The sequence below is a fragment of the Corynebacterium guaraldiae genome (genome assembly GCF_053480195.1).
Window position 1 is genome coordinate 24454 of the sequence record NZ_JBRBAU010000013.1, and the last position, 19611, is coordinate 44064.

14 protein-coding genes and 1 tRNA gene are annotated in these 19611 nt (G+C 62.9%); 4 read left to right on the plus strand and 11 right to left on the minus strand.

Annotated elements, in window-relative coordinates; all coding sequences use genetic code 11:
* Position 1 precedes the first annotated feature (1 nt).
* From ACUY3D_RS10290 to ACUY3D_RS10300, 3 genes are all read right to left on the minus strand, one after another.
* A complete protein-coding gene (locus ACUY3D_RS10290) occupies positions 2–637 on the minus strand; it encodes an MBL fold metallo-hydrolase (RefSeq protein WP_448241063.1) in 636 nt (211 codons plus the stop codon).
* On the minus strand, positions 638–1789 hold the full coding sequence (locus ACUY3D_RS10295) for an S-(hydroxymethyl)mycothiol dehydrogenase (RefSeq protein ID WP_070563566.1): 1152 nt from the start codon (positions 1787–1789) through the stop codon (positions 638–640).
* Positions 1790–1852: 63 nt separating this feature from the next.
* Positions 1853–2668, minus strand: a complete 816-nt coding sequence (locus tag ACUY3D_RS10300; RefSeq protein ID WP_070563564.1) for a GDSL-type esterase/lipase family protein — start codon at positions 2666–2668, stop codon at positions 1853–1855.
* Between the two features lie 169 nt (positions 2669–2837).
* Here ACUY3D_RS10300 and ACUY3D_RS10305 point away from each other — a divergent pair, with 169 nt between their 5' ends.
* Positions 2838–4496, plus strand: coding sequence for an acyl-CoA synthetase (locus tag ACUY3D_RS10305; RefSeq protein ID WP_046647859.1), 1659 nt, complete (start codon positions 2838–2840; stop codon positions 4494–4496).
* 553 nt (positions 4497–5049) lie between these two features.
* Here ACUY3D_RS10305 and ACUY3D_RS10310 read toward each other — a convergent pair.
* The 5 genes from ACUY3D_RS10310 to ACUY3D_RS10330 form a co-directional block, all read right to left on the minus strand.
* Positions 5050–5514, minus strand: coding sequence for a hypothetical protein (locus ACUY3D_RS10310; protein WP_144269132.1), 465 nt, complete (start codon positions 5512–5514; stop codon positions 5050–5052).
* A gap of 62 nt (positions 5515–5576) precedes the next feature.
* A complete protein-coding gene (gene nagE, locus ACUY3D_RS10315) occupies positions 5577–7715 on the minus strand; it encodes an N-acetylglucosamine-specific PTS transporter subunit IIBC (RefSeq protein ID WP_070531466.1) in 2139 nt (712 codons plus the stop codon).
* Between the two features lie 42 nt (positions 7716–7757).
* A complete protein-coding gene (nagB, locus tag ACUY3D_RS10320; RefSeq protein WP_269948826.1) occupies positions 7758–8537 on the minus strand; it encodes a glucosamine-6-phosphate deaminase in 780 nt (259 codons plus the stop codon).
* A 19-nt stretch (positions 8538–8556) separates the two neighbouring features.
* Positions 8557–9714, minus strand: coding sequence for an N-acetylglucosamine-6-phosphate deacetylase (locus tag ACUY3D_RS10325; protein WP_448241065.1), 1158 nt, complete (start codon positions 9712–9714; stop codon positions 8557–8559).
* Positions 9715–9891: 177 nt separating this feature from the next.
* Positions 9892–10770, minus strand: a complete 879-nt coding sequence (locus ACUY3D_RS10330) for a poly(ethylene terephthalate) hydrolase family protein (protein WP_448241066.1) — start codon at positions 10768–10770, stop codon at positions 9892–9894.
* 194 nt (positions 10771–10964) lie between these two features.
* On the opposite strand from ACUY3D_RS10330, the gene ACUY3D_RS10335 reads away from it, so the two are divergent.
* On the plus strand, positions 10965–11420 hold the full coding sequence (locus ACUY3D_RS10335) for a DUF4442 domain-containing protein (protein ID WP_448241068.1): 456 nt from the start codon (positions 10965–10967) through the stop codon (positions 11418–11420).
* A 147-nt stretch (positions 11421–11567) separates the two neighbouring features.
* On the opposite strand, the gene ACUY3D_RS10340 is transcribed toward ACUY3D_RS10335, so the two are convergent.
* Together ACUY3D_RS10340 and ACUY3D_RS10345 are read right to left on the minus strand one after the other, a co-directional pair.
* Positions 11568–11643 (minus strand) — tRNA-Thr (locus ACUY3D_RS10340).
* Positions 11644–11746: 103 nt separating this feature from the next.
* On the minus strand, positions 11747–12994 hold the full coding sequence (locus ACUY3D_RS10345) for a DNA polymerase III subunit delta' (protein ID WP_083303788.1): 1248 nt from the start codon (positions 12992–12994) through the stop codon (positions 11747–11749).
* On the opposite strand from ACUY3D_RS10345, the gene ACUY3D_RS10350 reads away from it, so the two are divergent.
* Both ACUY3D_RS10350 and ACUY3D_RS10355 read left to right on the plus strand, forming a co-directional pair.
* Positions 12993–14525 carry an adenylate/guanylate cyclase domain-containing protein gene (locus tag ACUY3D_RS10350; protein WP_070511233.1) on the plus strand — a complete coding sequence of 511 codons (1533 nt, stop codon included), beginning with the start codon at positions 12993–12995 and terminating at the stop codon, positions 14523–14525. The genes ACUY3D_RS10345 and ACUY3D_RS10350 overlap by 2 nt on opposite strands.
* 32 nt (positions 14526–14557) lie before the next feature.
* Positions 14558–15931 carry a DUF418 domain-containing protein gene (locus ACUY3D_RS10355; RefSeq protein WP_448241069.1) on the plus strand — a complete coding sequence of 458 codons (1374 nt, stop codon included), beginning with the start codon at positions 14558–14560 and terminating at the stop codon, positions 15929–15931.
* A gap of 551 nt (positions 15932–16482) precedes the next feature.
* Here ACUY3D_RS10355 and topA read toward each other — a convergent pair.
* Positions 16483–19413 (minus strand): type I DNA topoisomerase, encoded by a 2931-nt coding sequence (gene topA, locus ACUY3D_RS10360; RefSeq protein ID WP_250224019.1) that lies wholly within the window; start codon positions 19411–19413, stop codon positions 16483–16485.
* Positions 19414–19611: the final 198 nt, after the last annotated feature.

Below are 19611 nucleotides of genomic sequence, written 5' to 3' on the forward strand. Positions count from 1 at the left end.
GTTAGTAACCGCGCGCGACGTACTCATCGATGCGCGCCGCCTCAGCACCAATAGTGGTCTCATCGCCGTGGCCCGGCAGGACGCGGGTCTCCGGCGGGAGGTTCAGCACGCGATTGCGCAGGGACTCGATGATGACATCGAAGTCGGAGTACTTGCGGCCGGTGGCGCCGGGCCCGCCGTTGAAGAGAGTATCGCCCGACAGAAGCGTGGCCTCGTCCGCAATGTAGAGCACCACGCATCCCGGCGAGTGGCCCGGCGTGTGGAAGACCACGAAGTCGCTATCGCCCACGGTAAAGAGCTGGTTATCCTCCAGCGGAACGAAGGTCGCGTCCTCGTGCGTTTCCTCCCACAGGGGGCGGTCATCCGGGTGCAAGTAGATGGACACATCGAAGTGCTCAGCCACCTGGGGAGCGAACTCGCAGTGGTCGTTGTGCGCGTGGGTGAGAATAACTCCCTTGACCGTGCGCTGGCCCACCTCTTCGATGACGCGCTCCGCGTCGTGGGAAGGATCGATGATGTAGCACTCGGCGTCGCTAGTCGCGCTACCTGCGGCCAGGATGTAGACGTTATTGTCCACGTCCCACTCGCCGCCGTCGAGGCGGAACTTTCCTGAAGTTACAAACTGTTCAATGATCATTTACAGCTCCACTACGGATCGAAGTACCTTGCCGGCCTTCATGGTAGCGAAGGCCTCTTCCACGTCGTCGAGACCAATGCGCTCGGTCACGAAATCCTTGAGCGGGAAGCGGCCCTGCAAGGAGAGGTCGACGTACATGGGGAAGTCACGCTCCGGCAGGCAGTCGCCATACCAGGAGGACTTGAGTGAACCGCCGCGGCCGAAGAAGTCGATGGCCGGGACGTCGAAGCGGCTGGTGAGGTTCGGCACGCCCACCATGACCATGCGGCCGGCCAGGTCGCGGGAGTAAAAGGCCTGGCGGGTGGTAACGGGAATGCCCACAGCGTCAATGGCCACGTCGGTGCCGAAGCCCTCGGTGAGCTCGCGGACGGCCTCAATGACCTCTTCTTCAGACTTGTCCTTCGCCGCAACGGTGTGGGTAGCGCCGAATTTCTTAGCCAGCTCCAGCTTGTCCGGGTCCAGGTCCACGGCGATGACCTTGGAAGCACCAGCCAACGCCGCACCGGCGATGGCCGCCATGCCCACGCCACCGCAGCCGAAGACCGCGACGGACTCGCCGCGCTTGACGTCCGCGGTATTCACCGCAGCGCCCAAACCGGCCATCACGCCACAGCCCAGCAGGCCCGCGGCGGCCGGATCCGCCTCCGGGTTGACCTTGGTGCACTGGCCTTCGTGGACCAGGGTCTTCTCGGCGAAGGAGCCGATGCCGAGCGCCGGAGTGAGCTCAGTGCCGGCATCCTTATCCCCGTCCGCGAGCGTCATCTTCGCGGAGGCGTTGTGGGTGTTGAAGCAGTACTTCGGCTCACCCTTCTTGCAGGCGCGGCACTCGCCGCACACCGCGCGCCAGTTCAGGACCACGAAATCCCCGACCTCAACGTGGGTAACGGCATCGCCCACGCGCTCAACGATGCCCGCCGCCTCGTGCCCGAGCAGGAAGGGGAAGGCATCCTCGATATCGCCATCGCGGTAAGCCAGGTCGGTGTGGCAGACACCGCAGGCCTGGATCTTGACCACGACATCGTGCTCGCCCGGGGCGGGCACGACGATGTTGACGGTCTCGACGGGCTCGCCCTTCGCGCGCGCAATCACGCCGCGGACAACCTCCGGACCTTGCTGGGAGTTATTTTCATTTACGTTTTCATTAACAGCCATGTCCGCGAGGGTACGCGAAAGGCCCGGGCGGCGTCGCCCGGGCCCAACAAGATTCAAATCCCTCTAGAAGCTAGCGAGGTGGTTGGCCACAAACTCGTGACCGCGAGCATTAATGTGCAGCGGCAGGTTGCCCGGCCCCGCGGAGAAGTCCACCAGACCCGCCCACAGGCGCTTGTCGGCATCGGCACACATACCGCGATCCCAGGTCATCGGCTTCATGTCCACAAACTCAACTCCGGTGGCACGCGCTAAATCCACCTGCATCCACTGCGCGACGTTTTCATAACGCTGCACCATCGGCAGGGCCGTGGCGTCGGCCGGCTTCGGGCCAAAGTGGAGGAGGCAGTAGCGGTCGCCCGAGCCGATGGTCGGGTAACCCACAATCTGGATGCGAGCGTTGGGGGCCGCCGCGCGGATCTTGTGGATCAGCGGCGCGTTGGCACCGACCCAGCGGGCGCGCAGGTCACCGTCGGAAAGCCCGGCGTTGTTGTACGTGTCATTGAAACCGCTGGAGAAGAGCACGCGCTGCGTATCCCCGCTGAGCGCGCCGCGGCGAATAGCATCGTCGATCTGCGCGTTCACCTGCGGGCCCTGAGACATGGACACAGCACCGGAGCAGGAGAAATCCGCCACCGGCATACCCAGCTTGGCGGCGGTGCGCTTGGCGTAGTTATTGCCAGACGGGCAGTTCAGGCTCGGGTTGCGCTGAGAAGAGCCCACCCGCGAGGCAAGGTAGGTATCAAGTTGCGGATCCGCCAGCACGGAATCACCAAAGGCGACGAGGTTTCGCTCGCCGGCAACTGCCTGCGGAGCTTGGGACAGGCCTACCGCCACGAGGAGGGAGGCGCAGAGAGCAGCGATGCGCTGAGTAGACTTCACGTGACTAATGTCCTTCCGAAAGAGTATGTTCTAGACCGAAACCATAATAGACTACGTTGACGGTCTAAGCTTATGTAACAATAGCAACACCTTTAACAGTTTGTAGTTTTAATTGTGGCGAGTCCGCCGTCTCCGTAACCTCTTCTCCCCTCCCCTCGATGAGAACCTTATGAAGCTTTCTGATGTAACCTTCCACGCCGCCGCCCTCGCGCGCTTTATCCCTTCGCTCTTCCGCGCCGGCCTCATTAGCCCCGCCGGCGGGCCACGGGCGGTGGCCCTGACTGCGCCGGTCCTCGCGCGTTACCGCTTCACCACCGCCCGCGAAGTAGAGCAGGCATACATGACCTGCCCGGAACGCCTGGCGCTTATCGACGACGACGGGGCCCTCACCTACCGCCAGCTGCGCGAAGAATCCCAAACCTTCGCGCGCTGGCTGCTGTCTTTGGGGCTGGAGGAGATTCGCCTCGGCGTGATGGCCCGCAATGGCCGCGGCATCATCACCCCGCTGGCTGCCAAGGGCTATGCGGGGGCACACATCTTTTTGCTCAACGTCGGTTCCTCCCCCGAGCAGCTTGCCGGGTGCATTGAGGAAAACCGCATCAACGTGCTCGTTATCGATGATGAATTCATCGACCGCCTCGACAGCTCTAGCACCATTGCTGGCCTGCACGTGGTGATTGGCCACGAGTCCGGTAAAGAGATCCCTACCGAGCTGGCGCAAGCGGCAACGCTGCGCAAGATCGTGGAGAATCCGCGGGACGTCGAGAAGCACAAGCTTCCCACTTGGCCCAAGCACGGGCATATCGTGCTGATGTCCTCCGGCACCACGGGCATCCCCAAGGGAATCATGCGCCCGGAACCGACGCTGCCGGTGGTGGTTGCGTCCATCGTGGATGCGGTGCCGTGGCGCGGGGACCAGAAGGTGCAGATGACCGCCTCCATCTTCCACACGTGGGGCTGGGCCTGCCTCAACATCGCGTTGGGCCTGCGCAATACCATCGTCACCCGCCGCGTCTTTGACCCGGCGGCCGCACTGGATGATATCCAGCGCTACCAGCTCGATGGTCTGCTTTCCTCCCCCGTCTTCTTCCGCCAGATGGTTGAGGTTGACCCGGATTCGGCCTTCGATACCTCGAGCCTGAAGTTCATTGCCTCCGCCGGGCATGCGCTCACCCCGGAGATCGTCAAGGAAACCCACGAGCGCTTCGGCCCGATTCTCTGCAATGTCTATGGCTCCACGGAGCTGGCGCTGGCATCGACGGCCAGCATGGAAGAGGTGGCCAAGGATCCCACCATCGGCGGCAAGATTGCCTCCGGCACAAAGCTGCGCATCCTCGATGAGGAAGGCAACGAGGTTCCCCGCGGTGAGGTCGGTGAGATTTACCTGACCAACTCCACCGCGCTCATTGGCTATACCAACCCCAAGATCCCGCTCAACAAGGTCGATGGCCTCATCTCCATCGGGGACTTGGGTTATATCGACCCCGAGGGCTACCTGCATGTGGTGGGCCGCGCGGATGACATGATCATTGTCGGCGGCGAGAACGTGCACCCGCAGTCGGTGACGGAGGTGCTCGAGGCCATGCCGGGCATCGCGGAGGTGCATGCCGGCGGCGTGGAGGATGAAACCACCTTCCAGCGCATCGCCGTGTGGGCGGTGACTACGCGGGACGCCCTCGGCAACGCCGTGACTGCCGACGCCATCCGCGCCTGGGTCCGCGAGAACCTCGCCGACCACTCCGTGCCGCGCGATGTCCACTTCCTGGACAAGCTGCCGCGCAATGCCACGGGCAAGGTGGTGCCGCGCCTGCTGCACGGCACCGACTAGCCCGCGCCTTCGCTCCAGATTTCCCGGCTGAAATAGGGCCTCCGAGCCCAAACTGCCCGAGTTGCCAAAACTAAGCTTGTTTCATGTGGCGGTTTCAAGTGGTGGATGCATCACTTGAATAGTTCATTTACAAAAAAGGGGCCGAGCTGCAGCAGCTGCGCTTGTTGTCCTAGGGGCCGTTTCAGTTGCAGTACCGTCTGCTTCGGCAGCCACTGTCACAGCCCAATGCCAGGTCATCAAAAATGGATTAGGGGGAGATATAGTCGGTCACGTATATGGCAATGCGCCAACTTTGAATGACGCCAAGAAAGATGCTAATAAATACGTTCCCAGCGGGCATTACAAGCGCCATTGCAGAGGGGTCGGCCAACATCCTTCTGGTTACTTTCCAGGAGGGGAGGAGGAATTAGAGGGGTCAGCTTTTAATCACATCATCGGCGACGACAAGGAAACTTATCGAGAAAGATTCTATATCAACGATTTCTCGCAATTTCCCTAGCCAACCCTTTCCTTATTTATTACCCGGCGCTCCGCGTAAGCGGAGCGCCTCACTCTATTTACCTGTAGAAACCGGCGAAGAAATAAGCTCCCTTACTCCAACACTACTGGGAAAAACATCAGCCTTTGCATATTCCTCATCCATTAGAAAAAATGACGCTAAAGGGGCCTCAGCCTTTGTAAAAAGCTCTTGTTCAGCAGAAACGATTGCCTCGCAAAGGTATAACCGTAAACTCTCAAAATCCTCGTTGGGCCTTTCAACCCTGAACTGAGTAATGAGATCTTTTTTCATCTCTTCGGAATCCACTTCAACTGGTTCGGAGCAAATAAAAAGTACGTCGACTCCAGGCAGGCGCGCTGCTTTACCCACTACTTGCGAATACGTTTTATATGCCGATTCCAGAACACACTGATCGGCCACGAAAAAAGTATCTAAAGCAAAAAATATACGCATTGTAATGCTTTCCAAAAAGATAAAGCTTGTCAACTCGCCTGCGGCGTGGAGCGAAGGTTTTGGCAACTAGGGCAGTTTTGGTGTCTGGGCTTTAGTCCCGCCGGCCCCTGAGGTGGGCCGGGGGCAGATTAGCTGCTGCGCTTGACGGTTGCAGCAACCTCGCCTGGCTGGGTATGGCCCTCGCGAGCGATGTCGACTCCGGCGACCTGCTTGGCCGTCGGGCACACCACCGGGGTGATGAGGTTGACGCCGCGCTCGCGCAGCTTCTGCGCCTCCACCGCGATGATCGGTGTGCCGGCGGTGACTGTATCGCCCTTCTTGGCCAGGGCCGTGAAACCTTCGCCCTTGAGCTCCACGGTGTCGATGCCGATGTGAATGAGCAGGTCCAGCCCATCCGCGGTCTTCATGCCGAAGGCGTGGCGGGTCTTGAAGACCATGGTGATGGTGCCGTCGACCGGGGCGCAGACGTCGAAGGCATCGACGGCATCAGGCATCACCGCGAAGCCTTCGCCCACCATACCCTGCGCAAAGGACGCATCCGGGACCTGGGAGAGCGCGACGACGTCACCGGCGAACGGGGCACGCACATCCACGTCAACGGCATCACCGTCAGCGGTATTACCGCTGACGCTCTGAGCGGAAGCGGCGCTGGCTCCAGCACCTGCAGCGCTCGCAGCACCCGCCGTGGCGAGGACCGGAGAACCGTGGCGCAGCTGGTGGCTGACCTCGTCATACATGAATTGCACGGCCGGACCCACGATGACCTGAACGCTCTTCTCCGAGGGGTGGATGACGCCGGAGACGGCGGCGCGTTTGATCACGGAGTCATCGACAAGCGCGCGCTCCTTTACGCCCACACGCAGGCGCGTGGTGCAGTAGTCTAGTGAGTCAATGTTGTCCTTGCCGCCGAGGCCCTCGATGATGCGCGCGGCATCACGAGCAGTCTTGTCATCGCCGGTAGCGGAATCCTCCATGGGGTCTGCTACCGCATCATCCTCACCGCGGCCCGGGGTCTTGAGGTTGAGCCAGCCGATGAGGAAGTAGAAGATGACGAAGTAAAGGAAGAAGAAGCCCACGCCCATGACCAGCAGCATGTACCACTTATTAGCCAGCGGGTTCTGCGAGGAGAGCAACATGTCCACGAAACCGGCGGAGAAACCGAAGCCGGCGGTCCACTCCATAGTGGAAGCGATGAAGACGGACAGGCCCATCAGCAGCGCGTGCACCACGTAGAGCAGCGGGGCGACGAACATGAAGGAGAACTCTAGCGGCTCAGTCACGCCGGTGAAGAAGGAGGCCAGCGCACCGGCAGCCATGAGGGAGCCGACGACCTTGCGCTTGCTCTTATCCGCACGCAGGTACATGGCAAGTGCCGCGCCCGGCAGGCCGAACATCATGACCGGGAAGAAGCCGGCCTGGTAGCGGCCGACGACGCCCTCGACCGTGCACTGACCGTTGGCCCAAATGCCCGGGCAATCAGCGGCGGAGGTGGCGGCCGCGGCTGCCTCGATGGTCTTCTGGCCGGCCTGGAAGTTACCGATGTCATTGATACCGATGACATCGAACCAGAAGACGGAGTTCAGCGCGTGGTGCAGGCCGGTCGGGATGAGCAGACGGTTGGCCACACCGTAGATGCCGGCGCCCGCCGCGCCCAGGCCCTGGATGGAGGTACCGAAGTTAAAGAGCGCGTTGTAGATGAACGGCCACACGAAGTAGAGGATGCCGGAAATCACTATGGCGATGACGGCGGTAAGAATCGGTACGAGGCGCCGGCCTGAGAAGAAGGCCAGGAAGTCCGGCAGCTTGGTGCCGTGGAAGCGGTTATATACCCAGGCCGCCATGACGCCGGCGAGGATGCCGAAGAGGACGTTGCCGCCCCCCACGGCGTTCCAGCCTTCCGAGGCCCATTCCAGGGCTTCATCGCCGGTCAGCGCGGTGGGGTCTTCGATGCCACGGTAGCCGGCCACGGCCTCGGGGCCGAGCAGTTTCATAAACGTGGCGAAGGCCAGGAAGCCAGAGAGTGCTGCGGCACCGTTGGAATCCTTGGCCAGGCCGAAGGCAATGGCGATGGCGAAGATCCAGCCCAGGTTGGCCAGGACCGCGTCGCCGGAGCTGATCAGCAGCTGGGCGGCGAGGTTATCCGGGCCAGCCGCGCTGGAGATCCAGTAGCCAACGCCACTGAGGATCGCCGCGACGGGCAGCACCGCCACAGCGCCCATGAGGGCTTTTCCGAGCCGCTGCAGCGGCCCCATGACATCGATTTTCATGCGAGGAGTCCTTTCACACTAGTAAGGAATTAGATGGAGTTTTTAGAAAAAAAGTGGGCGGTGCGGACGGTGCTTGTCCGCGAAAACGTAGTACTCGCGGTCCTCCAGCTGGGAGGCGGCGGCTTCATCGAGGATCACCGTGGCGCGCTGGTGCCACTGCAGGATCGACGCGGGGCAGTGCGCGGAGAGCGGGCCTTCCACCATGGCGTGGACCGCGCTGGCCTTGTTGCTGCCAGTGGCCAACAAGAGCAGGTGGCGTGCCTCACTGATGGTGCCCAATCCTTGGGTCAGCACGTGGCGTGGGACCTCGTCTTCGTTGTCGAAGAAGCGGGCATTGTCCTGCACGGTTTGCGGGTGCAGCGTCTTGATGCGGGTGCGCGATTGCAGGGAACTCGACGGCTCGTTGAAGCCGACGTGCCCGTTGGCCCCGATGCCCAGCAGCTGGATGTCCACGCCGCCGGCATCACGGATGGCCTTGTCATAGTTGGCCGCGGCGGTGGCAGGGTCATCGGAGTCACCAGCGGGGCTTTTTACCAGGTCATCATCGAAATCCACGTGGCTGGTGAATTCGCGGCGGATGGTGGAATAGTAGGACTGCTCGTGGGTACGCTCCAGCCCGATGTATTCATCGAGCAGGAATGCGCGGCTGCGGGCAAAGCTCACCTCGCCGCGCTCATGGCGCGTAATGAGCTCCTTGTACATCGCTACCGGGGTCGATCCCGTGGCCAGGCCCAAGGTGGCGCCGGCGTTAGCGTAGTGCGCGAAGATGTCAGCGGCCTCCACGGCCACTTCGGCCGGCGTGGAGCGGATGAGGATTTCCATGAGATGCCTTCCTGTGTGTTTAAGAGAGTGGGATGTCCGCGCCGTCGACGATGACGCGCACCGGTTGGTAGTGAGAGTTAAGGCCAACCAGGTTGGCGCGCGCGCCAACCGCGATTCGGCCTAGATTCGTCTCCCCCAACACGTCGGCTGCCGTGGTGGAGGTAAAGCGCACCGCCTCGCCCAGACCGTGGCGCTCGGCGAAGCTGGCGAATTGCTGGGACAAGGTAGAGGTGCCGCCTGCAATAGCACCGCTGGGCACGCGCGCGACTCCCCCGCTCACGGTGACAGGCAGCGAACCCAGCTCATAGTCACCATCGGCCATGCCGGCCGCCGCCATGGCATCAGTGATGGCGAAGGCGCGGTGACTGTGAGCCATGTCCACGGCGCCGTCGACAAGATGCACACCATCTGCAATGAGCTCGACGGACACATCCCCCGCCTTCGCTGCGGTGAGCAAGGCCGCTACCGGGCCCGGCGCGCGGTGGTGAATAGAAGGCATGCCATTAAAGAGGTGCGTTCCAGTCACGGTCAGGCCGAGCTCCTTAGCCTTGGCGATAACGCTCAGCGTGGTGTCATAATCGGCCTCGGTGTGGCCCAGGCTGGCGATGATGCCATGCTCCGCGCAGACTTCGAGCAGCTTGTCGACGTTCTCCGTTTCCGGCGCGAAGGTAATCGAACGCAGGTGGCCGCGGGCCGCGGCGATGACTGCACGGAAGAAGTCTGGGTCACCGGGCACGATGCGCGAGGGGTCCTGTGCGCCGCACTTGGCCGCCGCGATGAAGGGGCCCTCCATGTGGATTCCGGCGATTTCACCCTCCTCAGCCAGCTGGGCTAAAAGCTCCGCCCGGGTGCAGAGTTCTTCTTGCGTGCCGGAGACCAAGCTGGCCAGCAGCGTCGTTGTGCCGTGCGCGCGGTGGAAGCGGGCGGCGGCTAGGCACTGCTCGTAGTCGCCGTTGGGGAATCCCCCGCCGTTGCCGCCGTGGTTGTGCAGGTCCACGAAGCCGGGCACCCACAGCAACGCATCCGGGTCCCCAGCGCGCCAGGCAGCCTCGGCTTGGGGGACGTCGCCAAGCTTTATGCCCTCAATACTCTCCCCGAACGTGACGGCCCCAGCGCGCAGCTCGAAGTTTTCATCAATGTAGAGGCCCTCGACGTGGCCTTTCTCCTTTGTCTGCATGGTTCATTCGGTCCCGCTTGTACGGGCTGACGTGGCGCAGCCCGGTTGACAATTCACTTGAAATTTATCAGGGCTACCAATTTTTGTGAACCACACTTCCTCCGAAGGGGGTGTGTGAGCGCAGATGACTTTTAGCGCGTTAGGTGCACCGCGCGGAATGTCGAAAGGCCCGGCGAGCTACCAGCCGCGGGTGGCCATTCGGTCCCAAAGCGCGTTGCTCGCTAGCTCACCGGCGCCCGCTGGTGAGGTGCCAACGAACACGTCTCGCGCATCAGGATCATCAGCAAGAATGTAGCGGAACCACGCGGTGGCATAGCCGTCCCCGAACTCTAAAACGTCCTTGTGGTCCGCGCCTAGACGGCGGGCAATGATTGCCGGACCACCAGCTGATTCAAAGCTCTCCTGCAAGTCTGACCACGGGCTGACAAGCCAGCGGTCCGAACGGCCATCGCTCGTCATCAGGAATAGCGGTTCCTCTACGTCGGCGGTGTTGTAGTCCCAGCCATTGGACTGTGCCACTTTGTGGGAGGCCGGGCTCGCCGCATACACAGCTGCTACCTCCGTGTGGGACGCTGCGTTGATAGCGCCCGCACCGCCCTGTGAGTGTCCGAAAATACTGACCCGTGATCTGTCCACGCGAGAATCCAGGTCCGGCAATCGCTCAATCAAGTGCACGACATTCTCCCCCGTTCCACTGTGGGGAGTCTCGTCGCCGACGACCACGAAGCCCCAACTGGCCAAGTGCTCCGCCACGGGCAGGTAGCTGCTCAGCGGCGTGTTCGTGCCATTAGCCATGACAACCGCCGGAAATGGTCCCGTGCCTGTCGGCGCCGCAACGGTCACGTCGCCATCACGCCGCACGTCGACCTCGTGCGGCCCCTCGCCCGCAAACGACGCTTCCAGCGGGCCACCTGTCTCAGCGCTGTATCCGGCGGCCACGCCATCATCACCGGTCACGCTGTCTGCGTCCACCCACTGCATGAATCCCACAAACCCGACAAACGCCACCACAATCACGGCCACCACGGCAATCATGCCCACCACAAGCTTCTTCATGCCCTACATTGTGTTTCCCACAAGATCAAAAGACACTAGCGCTAGCACTACTTTTTCCTGTACACAGTGCATGACCTGGCACCACCTATAAAAAGACGATACGGCGAATCACAGTGCGGGCGCTCCCCGTCCCACAGCGGTAGAGTTGACACCTTTTAGCTCACCTGACCCACAACTCACACGGAGCTATCCTCATGGCCCACTTTTCTGCACGCCAGCTCAAGCGCTTCATGGGCTTCTGGCCGCCCTTCTTAGGCGCTGGCATCAAGATCCAAGAATTTGCTGATGACGGCACTCGCGTCGTTGTCAGCCACAGGCCAAACATGCTGACCAAGAACGCCATGGGTGTTGCCTTCGGTGGCACGCTCTCCGCCATGACGGACCCGTTCTTCATGCTTGCGTCCATGCATCGACTGGGCAAGGAGTACCGCATCTGGGATGCCGCTGGTGAGATTAAGTACCTGAAACCCAGCCGCGGCACGGTCACCGCCGATATGTGTATCCCCGAGGAGACTTACGCGCTCATCGAAGAAAAGACGGCCAACGGTGAGAAGTATTTGCATTGGTTCGACGTGGACATCATCGATGAGGAAGGCGATGTCGTCGCTCATGTGCGCCGCCAGGTGTACTACCGGCGCAAGCAGAAGTAAGCGCTGAGTGAGCAAGTCCCACCCGGTTTTAGACACAGTGGATCAAATTTGGATCATATGTAGCCAAAATGTAGCCACAGAGGCCAATATTACGATGAATGAAACAATCCCCCGCAACCGTTTGTACTGGTCACGGGGGATTTTATATGGAGCCGCCTGCGAGAATCGAACTCGCGACCTTCTCATTACGAGTGAGATGCTCTACCGACTGAGCTAAGGCGGCACGGTGCAGTGTGTATATGCACCGCGTGAGAGTTTAGCCTAGGCCGGGGCTGAGAAAGAAATCGGGCTTCTTGATGTGGGGCACGCACAGCACTTGCTGCAGGTTAACGCGCACCGCAGGCCAGGCGCAGGCGGCCCACCATGCCGTCGAAAGCCACCTGCGGGGTGACGTTCTGCGGCAGCTGCTCGCGGCAGGTGCGGATGGCGGACTGAGCAGCCAGCAAGCCATCTTCGCTGACACGCTGGGCAAGTTCGCCCGCTAGGCCCGCGAAATCCGGGTGGGTCATCTCCACCTCAGCGCCGACTTTGAGCATGAGCGCATCGCGGTAAATACCGGCGAGATCCACGAGGGCGATGTCGAGGCCGTCGGAGATGCGTCGTTTAGCGCGCTTCTTGTGGAGCTCTTCCATATCCTTCAGCGCACTGCGGGCGTCGCGCTGCGCCTTCGTCGCGCCCTTGCCCTTAGCGCCGACGCCGAAGGATTGTTCAATCTTGGAGCGCTCCGCCTCCTCCGCCGCCGCGTGGGAGTCCTTGGCTTCCTTCTCAATGAATTTCAGCAGCGCAGTAACGGATTGAAAGGCCTGGGAGCCGTGGAAGACATCCTCGGCCAGGTTGATGGCCATGGCGCGGCGCTTCTGCGCGGCGGGTTCGTTGACCAGGTGTCGCGCACGCCCCACGTGGCGCAGGGTGGTCACGGCGGCCAGACGCGCGTCATCCTCGCTGGCACCTTCGGCGACGAGCTGCTTGACGACGCCCTCCACACTCGGCGCCGGGATATAAAGGTGGCGGCAGCGGGAGCGCAGCGTGACCGAGAAGTCCTCCGGGTCCTCTGAGGGTGCCACCATGATGATGACGGTGCGCTCCGGGGGCTCCTCCACGGTTTTGAGCAGCGCGTTGGCGGCCTCATTGCGCAGGCGGTCAGCTTTGTTGAAGATGACCACGCGCCAGGGTGCGACGCTCGGCAGGCTGGCGGCGCGCCCGATGACGTCGCGGGCCTCGCCCACGGTGATGAACTGCTCCTGAGGATCCACGTAAACCAAGTCGGTGTGCTCTTGATTGTCCAGGACGCTCTGGCAGGAGGGGCAGCGCCCACAGCCGGGGTTGCCGTTCTCGTCGGCGGACGTGCACATGAGTGCTGCGGCGAAGCACTGCGCGGCCAGCGAACGGCCGGCACCCGGGGGCCCGGTAAATAGCCAGGAGTGGCTCATCGCTCGCGAGTCGCCCTCACCGCGAGCCGCGCGGGCAGCACTGAGGATGGTGTGGGAGACGGAGGGGGCGTCGGCAAGCCTTTCGGCAACGCTGGAGGTGTTCACTCGCCCTAGCCTACTGGGATAACTAGAGTTGTTAATCATGAACAGACTGATGCGTGGCGCCCGCTGGTTATGGGGCACTCAATGGCCGATGTACGCCGCGCTCGTCCTTGGAGCCAACATCATCGGCGCCATTGCGATCATGACCTTCGTGGTCTTCTTTCTCCCCATGCCGGAGATCTCCGATTTCATCGCTCACACGCCCCACCTGTGGACCTACGGCACGCTGTTCGTGACCTTTGCGGTCATCATCGGCATAGCGGTAACACTTCGGCTGTTCAGGCCAGTGTTGGACTGGCAGCGCAGCCCCGACGACCATGATCCCAATATGGTGCGCAACCTAGTCCTGCGCATCCCGCTCTACCAGGCCGGTGTGGCCGCGGGTGTGTGGCTGCTGGGCATCATCTTGGCGGTGGTGCTGGCAGGCCAGCACTCGGCGCGGCTGGCCGTGGTAGTCGGTGTTTCTGCTGCATTGGCTGGCGGCCTCATCGTGCTGTTGACGTACCTGCAGGCGGAGCGCCTCGTGCGCCCCGTGGCTGCGGAGGCCGTGGCCCGGCGTTTCGAGGATTCCACCTTGGAGCCGCCGATTAAGTACCGCCTGCTTTCCACCTGGATGATGACCTCCGGCATCCCGCTCATCGGCATCGTGCTTGTCCTCATGGGGCAACAGGCAGGCCTGTTTAGCCCTGAGACCTCAGACATCATGCCGGCCATCGTCGCGCTGACCGTTACCGCGCTGGGCACCGGGCTCATGGGCACCATGTTCGCGATGATGAGCGTGGTCGATCCCATCATTGAGCTGCAGGACGCCATCAACCGCGTACGCCGCGGCGAGAGTGACGTCCAGGTGGACATCTACGACGGCTCCGAGCTCGGCGTTCTTCAGGCCGGATTCAACGAGATGATGCGCGGCCTGCGTGAGCGCCAGCGCGTGCGCGATATTTTCGGCCGCTATGTCGGCGCCGAGGTGGCACAGCGCGCCCTGGAGGAACGCCCGGAGCTGGGCGGCGAGGACCGCAAAGTGGCCGTGCTGTTTATCGACGTCATCGGCTCCACCACCTTCGCCGTCAACCACACCCCGGAAGAAGTGGTGGAGGAGCTCAACAAGTTCTTTGAGCACGTCGTTGAGGTGGTGCACCGGAACAAGGGCATCATCAACAAATTCCAGGGTGACGCCGCCCTGGCCGTCTTCGGTGCCCCGCTGACGGTCTACGACGCGAACTCCATGGCTTTGCAGGCCGCCCGCGAGCTTCGCCAGGAACTGCGCGGGTTGCGGCTGCAGGCGGGCATCGGCGTAGCGGCGGGCCACGTGGTGGCTGGCCATATCGGCGGCGCGGATCGATTCGAGTACACCGTCATTGGTGATGCCGTCAACGAGGCTGCCCGTCTCACCGAGCTGGCCAAGGACACCCCGGGCCAGGTGCTCACCAACTCCGCCACGCTGCGCGGCGCCAACGAGGCGGAGCAAGCGCGCTGGACGCTGATGAAGTCTATTGAGCTGCGCGGGCGCCGCCGCATGACGCAGCTGGCGCGCCCGATTCGCCCGACGTTGGCGGAACGCGCTCTCGGATAAATAAGTTTTTGTGGTTCTGGTAGCTTGGGGCCATGCCTCATCAGCCACACCAACCCCATCCGGCACGCCAGAATTCGAGTCCCCGCCTCCTCGTCCCCGACGTCGCCCGCGGCATGGCCCTGCTGGGCATTGCGCTGGCAAACGTTTGCACCGCGTGGATTATGAACAGCGGCGATGGCCCCGATGCCTATTTCGGCGGCGTCGACTCCCTCGCGGACAAGATCTACGTGGTCTTTTCCGCCATGTTCGTGCATGTGCGTGGCCTGCCGATGTTCTCCACGCTTCTCGGCTTTGGCGTGGGGCTTATCGCGATGAGCTTGTGGCGACGCGGTTTCCCACTGCGGCGCGCGCAGGCCGTGTTGGCTAAGCGCTATGGATTTCTGGCTTTATTCGGTGCCCTCCACTGCCTCTTCCTCTTTTCCGGCGACATCATGCTGCTCTACGGCGCGATGGGCATGCTCATTGCGTTGCTGCTTACTTTAACCGACAAGCTCCTGATGCGCGTGGCCTACGGGTTCTGTGCGCTACTGGTTGTGGCGGGCATCGGAATGGGCGTTGGGGCCGCGCTTGTCGATACGTCGGAGTTTGATCTCAGCGGCTTCACCGCCGCCGAATCCTACTGGGAGCTGCTGGGTGAACAAGCCATCATGGTCTGCGCCCAAGCTTTTTCCGTTCCACTGACGGGAGCCTTGGTCCTTCCGGTGATGCTCGTAGGTTTCGTGTGGGCGCGCCGCGGAACCTTGGCCGGGGGCCATCGGCGCGAGCTGTGGGCGTGGACCCTTTTGGCCCTAGCCATCATCCTCTTCCTCGGGCTGCCCTGGGGCTTGTCCACGATTGGGGTGCTGGACCCAGCGCTGGCAGAACCCCTCAACGCGGCGAATAGCTGCATCGGCATGCTCACCGGGCCGGGCATCGTGGCGGGGGCAACACTCGCCCTAGAACCCCTGCAGCGCCGTGGTGCGCGCCCGTGGTTCCTGTGGCCACTCATCGCGCTCGGTAAGCGCTCCATGACCGGCTACGTGATGCAGTCCGTGTTCTTCTTGGCGCTGGTCTACCCCTTCACCCTCAACATTGGCCCCGAGTTCAGCGCCGCGGGCCAGGCAGCGTTGGCCGCCGGCGTGTGGCTGGCAACGCTTCTCATAGCCTGCGCGCTCGAGGCCGCAGGCAAGCCCGGCCCCTTCGAGTGGGTGCACCGCCGCTTGTCCTATGGCAAGACGATGCGCCCGGAATTAGGTGCTGCGCCTAACCGCGGCCCTTCCGCGCCAGCCCATCCACCAGCAGCACCAGGCCTACCGTCTGTGCCGCCGACTGCGCCGCATCCAGGCCCCGGCCACGCAGGCCCGCATCCTGGCGCTGCTCAGCCGGGTTCAGGACCGTCAGCGCCTCAGAGGCCAGAAGCAGGTTAGCACCGTGGCTCAGCCCCTGCGTGGCTTGGTCTGCGCGGAGCTTCTCATCGCCGGCTAGCGCGGAGAGCGCTGCCGCCGGGATTCCGGCCACAGCCGTGGCGAGGCGCTCACCTCGGGTGCGCGAAAGCGCAAGGCCCGCAGCCCACGCGCCGGCGCGCAGGCCCCAACCCAGCGCATCGTTGCGCGCACCGCGCAGCGCCCACGCGAAGGATGCGTATTGCACGCTCACGCACGTCACGCCGAACGTCGTTGGTGCGCTGCGCTTGGCGGCTTGGCCAAGCGAAGCGGCGACGAGCCCCACGCGGGTCTCCAGTGCGCAATCCGGGCGCAGGGCCAACAGCACGGGTACAGCGGCGGTAGTGACCGTGCCGAGCGTGCGCCAGTTAAACAGGCGTGACCAGACGGCAGTCTCCCCCGCGGCGAGCGCGCCGAGGGTGAGGTGATCGCGGCCAGCAAAGGCCGGGCCCACCGCGCGCAGGAGAGCCTCGGTGCCTTCCTGGGTACGGTCCAGCATGTCGCGCGCGAAACTCTCCAGCGTGAGCATGGCCTATCTACTTCCTGCGCGATCCGGCCTTGACCACGTTCTTCGTGCCCGGCGAAGGCTTCTTCGTGGCCTTCTTGCTCGACTTCTTCGTAGCCTTCTTCGTCGATTTCTTGGTCGACTTCTTAGTACTCTTCTTCGTCGACTTCTTCGCCCCACCGTTCGCGGCGTCCTTGGCGCGGCGCTCGGAGAGGAGCTCGTTCGCGCGGGCGTCGGTAAGCTGCTCCGGATCGTCACCACGGCGCAGCGAGGCATTCGTGGTGCCGTCGGTGACGTACGGGCCAAAGCGGCCGTCCTTAACCGTCATCGGCTTGCCGGAGACGTCGTTGTCACCCAGCTGCTTAATCGGCGGCTGCGCGGCCGCGCGGCCGCGGCGCTTCGGCTCCGCGTAGATGCGGCGCGCCTCATCCAAGGTGATGGAGAAGATCTGCTCCTCCTTGGCCAAGGAACGGGAATCCTTGCCCTTCTTCAGGTACGGGCCGTAGCGGCCGTTCTGCGCGGTGATGACCTCGCCGTCCGAGGGGTCCACGCCCACCTCACGCGGCAGGCTCAGCAGCTTCAGCGCTTCCTCCAGCGTGACGCTGGACGGCTCCATCGAAGCAAAGAGTGAGGCAGTGCCCGGCTTCAGCTTCTCCTCGACGTACTCAGCAATGCGCTTTTCCTTCTGCTTCGCCGCGGTCTTGGTCTCCCAGTTCTTGGCGCGCTTGCCCTCAGCCGCGCGCTGGGCGTCCTCGGCGGCGCGCTCTTCCTTGACGATCTCCTCGGCTTCGGCCTCGGCCTTCTCGCGCTCGTCGTCACGCACCTGCTCGGTCACGTAGGGGCCGAAACGACCCTCCTTGGCCACGATGGTGCGTCCGTTCTCCGGGTTCTGGCCCAGCTCGCGCCCGCCCTGCGGGGTGGCAAAAAGCTTCTCCGCCAAGGCCTCGTTGAGCTCATCCGGGGTGACCGTCTCCGAGAGGTTGGCGCGTTGGTACTCCACCGTACCGTCCTCGTTGGTGCCCACGGCGCGTTCGATATACGGACCGTAGCGGCCCACGCGCACGAAGACATCGCGGCCCTCCGCGTCGGTGTACAGGCGCAGGGAGTTGACCTGGCGGGCATCGATGGCCTCCAGGTTGATGTCCACCAAGGACTTCAGGCCGCCGTGGCGCGCGATGGACGCGGCCTTGCGCTCGCCGGCCTCCGTGTTTCCGAAGTAGAAGTTATTCAGCCAATCCGTGCCGTTCTCCGAACCGGCGGCAATCGCATCGAGTTCGTCCTCCATGGAGGAGGTGAAGTCATAATCCACCAGCTCAGTGAAGTTATTCTCCAACAGGCCAACGACCGCGAAGGCAACCCACGAGGGCACCAGCGCGTTGCCGCGGGAGAGCACGTAGCCGCGGTCCTGGATGGTCTTGATGATGGAGGCGTACGTCGACGGGCGCCCAATGCCCAAATCTTCCATCTTCTTGACCAAGCTGGCCTCGGTATAGCGCGCCGGCGGGTTGGTGGAGTGGCCGTCGGCAGTAACCGCAGCGGTCTTCAGCGTGTCGCCCTCATTGAGGTGCGGCAGGCGGGACTCTCCCTTCGAGTCCTTCGCCGCGACGTCCTCGTAGGCCTTGAGGAAGCCCGGGAAGGTAATCGTGCGGCCGGTTGCGGAGAAGTCAGCGTCGTGGCCGCCGGCGTTGACAGCTGCGGTCACCTTCATCGAGGTTCCCTTGGCATCTGCCATCTGGCAGGCCACGGTGCGCTTCCAAATCAGCTCGTAGAGCTTGTATTCCTCGGCGTCGAGCTGCCCGGCTAGCTGGCCCGGGGTGGCAAAACGCTCGCCGGCGGGGCGGATGGCCTCGTGGGCCTCCTGGGAGTTCTTCACCTTGCGGTCATAGGTACGCGGTCCGTCGGCCACGAACTCCGCGCCGAAGATGGAGGAGGCAGCCTCACGCGCAGCATCCAGGCCCTGCTTGGACAGGGAGGTCGAGTCGGTACGCATATAGGTGATGTGACCGTTCTCGTAGAGGCGCTGCGCAATGCGCATCGTGCGCTCCGAGGTGTAGTGCAGGCGCCGGCCGGCCTCCTGCTGCAGCGTCGACGTCATAAACGGCGCGGAAGGCTTGCGCGAATAAGGCTTGTGCTCGACACTAGCCACGGTCATGGTGGAGCCCTCCAGCGCGCTGGCCAGCTGCTCCGCCTGGGCCTGCTTGACGACGACCACCTCGTCGCTCTTCAGCTGACCCCTATCGTTGAAGTCGCGGCCCGCGGCCACGCGCTTGCCATCGAGGGCACTCAGGCGCGCATCGAAATCCGGCGTGGATTTCAGCGTTGCCGTGAGATCCCAGTACTCGGCGGGGATGAATGCCATGCGCTCGCGCTCGCGCTCGACGATGACGCGGGTAGCTACCGACTGCACGCGGCCAGCCGATAGGCGCGGCATGACCTTCTTCCACAGCACCGGGGAGACCTCGTAGCCGTAGAGGCGGTCCAGGATGCGGCGGGTTTCCTGGGCGTCGATGAGGTTTTCATCGAGTTCACGGGTGTTTTCCGCGGCCTCCAGGATGGCGGACTTGGTGATCTCGTTGAAGACCATTCGGCGCACCGGCACCTTGGGCTTGAGTACTTCCAGCAGGTGCCAGGCAATGGCCTCGCCCTCGCGGTCGGGGTCTGTTGCGAGGTAGAGCTGGTCGCACTGCTTCAGCTTGGCCTTGAGGTCAGCGACCTTCTTCTTCTTGTCCTGGCTGATGACGTACAGCGGGGTGAAGTTATCCTCCGGGTTAACACCGAGGCGCGCCCAGGATTCCTTCTTATATTTGGCGGGGACGTCGGCGGCGCCGCGGGGAAGGTCCCGGATGTGGCCGACGGAGGCCTCAACAATGTACTTATCGCCGAGGTAAGGCTGAATCTTCTTCGCCTTGGTTGCTGACTCGACGATGACCAGGGTCTTCCCCGGGCCGGTAGCTTCTGCCACTTCGACTTCATCCCTTCCGATGGCTAGTCCTCTGCTGGGCAATTGCCCCTAGAGTACACAGATAGAGGCTTACTCTAGTTATTCAGGCCAGTTCACGTCCACACAACCGGGGGTCTATACTGGCCGTCCGAGGATTCGCCTCACAGCACACAACTGGGAGACAGCGTGATTGCGTCTATTACTGCATGGTTCGAGGTC

Coding starts and splice junctions, on each gene's coding strand:
- ACUY3D_RS10305 (WP_046647859.1), top strand. CDS start 2,838: ATGAAGCTTTCTGATGTAACCTTCCACGCCGCCGCCCTCGCGCGCTTT.
- ACUY3D_RS10355 (WP_448241069.1), top strand. CDS start 14,558: ATGCCTCATCAGCCACACCAACCCCATCCGGCACGCCAGAATTCGAGT.
- nagE (WP_070531466.1), bottom strand. CDS start 7,715: ATGAAAATCGATGTCATGGGGCCGCTGCAGCGGCTCGGAAAAGCCCTC.
- ACUY3D_RS10325 (WP_448241065.1), bottom strand. CDS start 9,714: ATGCAGACAAAGGAGAAAGGCCACGTCGAGGGCCTCTACATTGATGAA.
- nagB (WP_269948826.1), bottom strand. CDS start 8,537: ATGGAAATCCTCATCCGCTCCACGCCGGCCGAAGTGGCCGTGGAGGCC.
- ACUY3D_RS10295 (WP_070563566.1), bottom strand. CDS start 1,789: ATGGCTGTTAATGAAAACGTAAATGAAAATAACTCCCAGCAAGGTCCG.
- ACUY3D_RS10345 (WP_083303788.1), bottom strand. CDS start 12,994: ATGATTAACAACTCTAGTTATCCCAGTAGGCTAGGGCGAGTGAACACC.
- ACUY3D_RS10350 (WP_070511233.1), top strand. CDS start 12,993: ATGAACAGACTGATGCGTGGCGCCCGCTGGTTATGGGGCACTCAATGG.
- ACUY3D_RS10290 (WP_448241063.1), bottom strand. CDS start 637: ATGATCATTGAACAGTTTGTAACTTCAGGAAAGTTCCGCCTCGACGGC.
- ACUY3D_RS10335 (WP_448241068.1), top strand. CDS start 10,965: ATGGCCCACTTTTCTGCACGCCAGCTCAAGCGCTTCATGGGCTTCTGG.
- ACUY3D_RS10330 (WP_448241066.1), bottom strand. CDS start 10,770: ATGAAGAAGCTTGTGGTGGGCATGATTGCCGTGGTGGCCGTGATTGTG.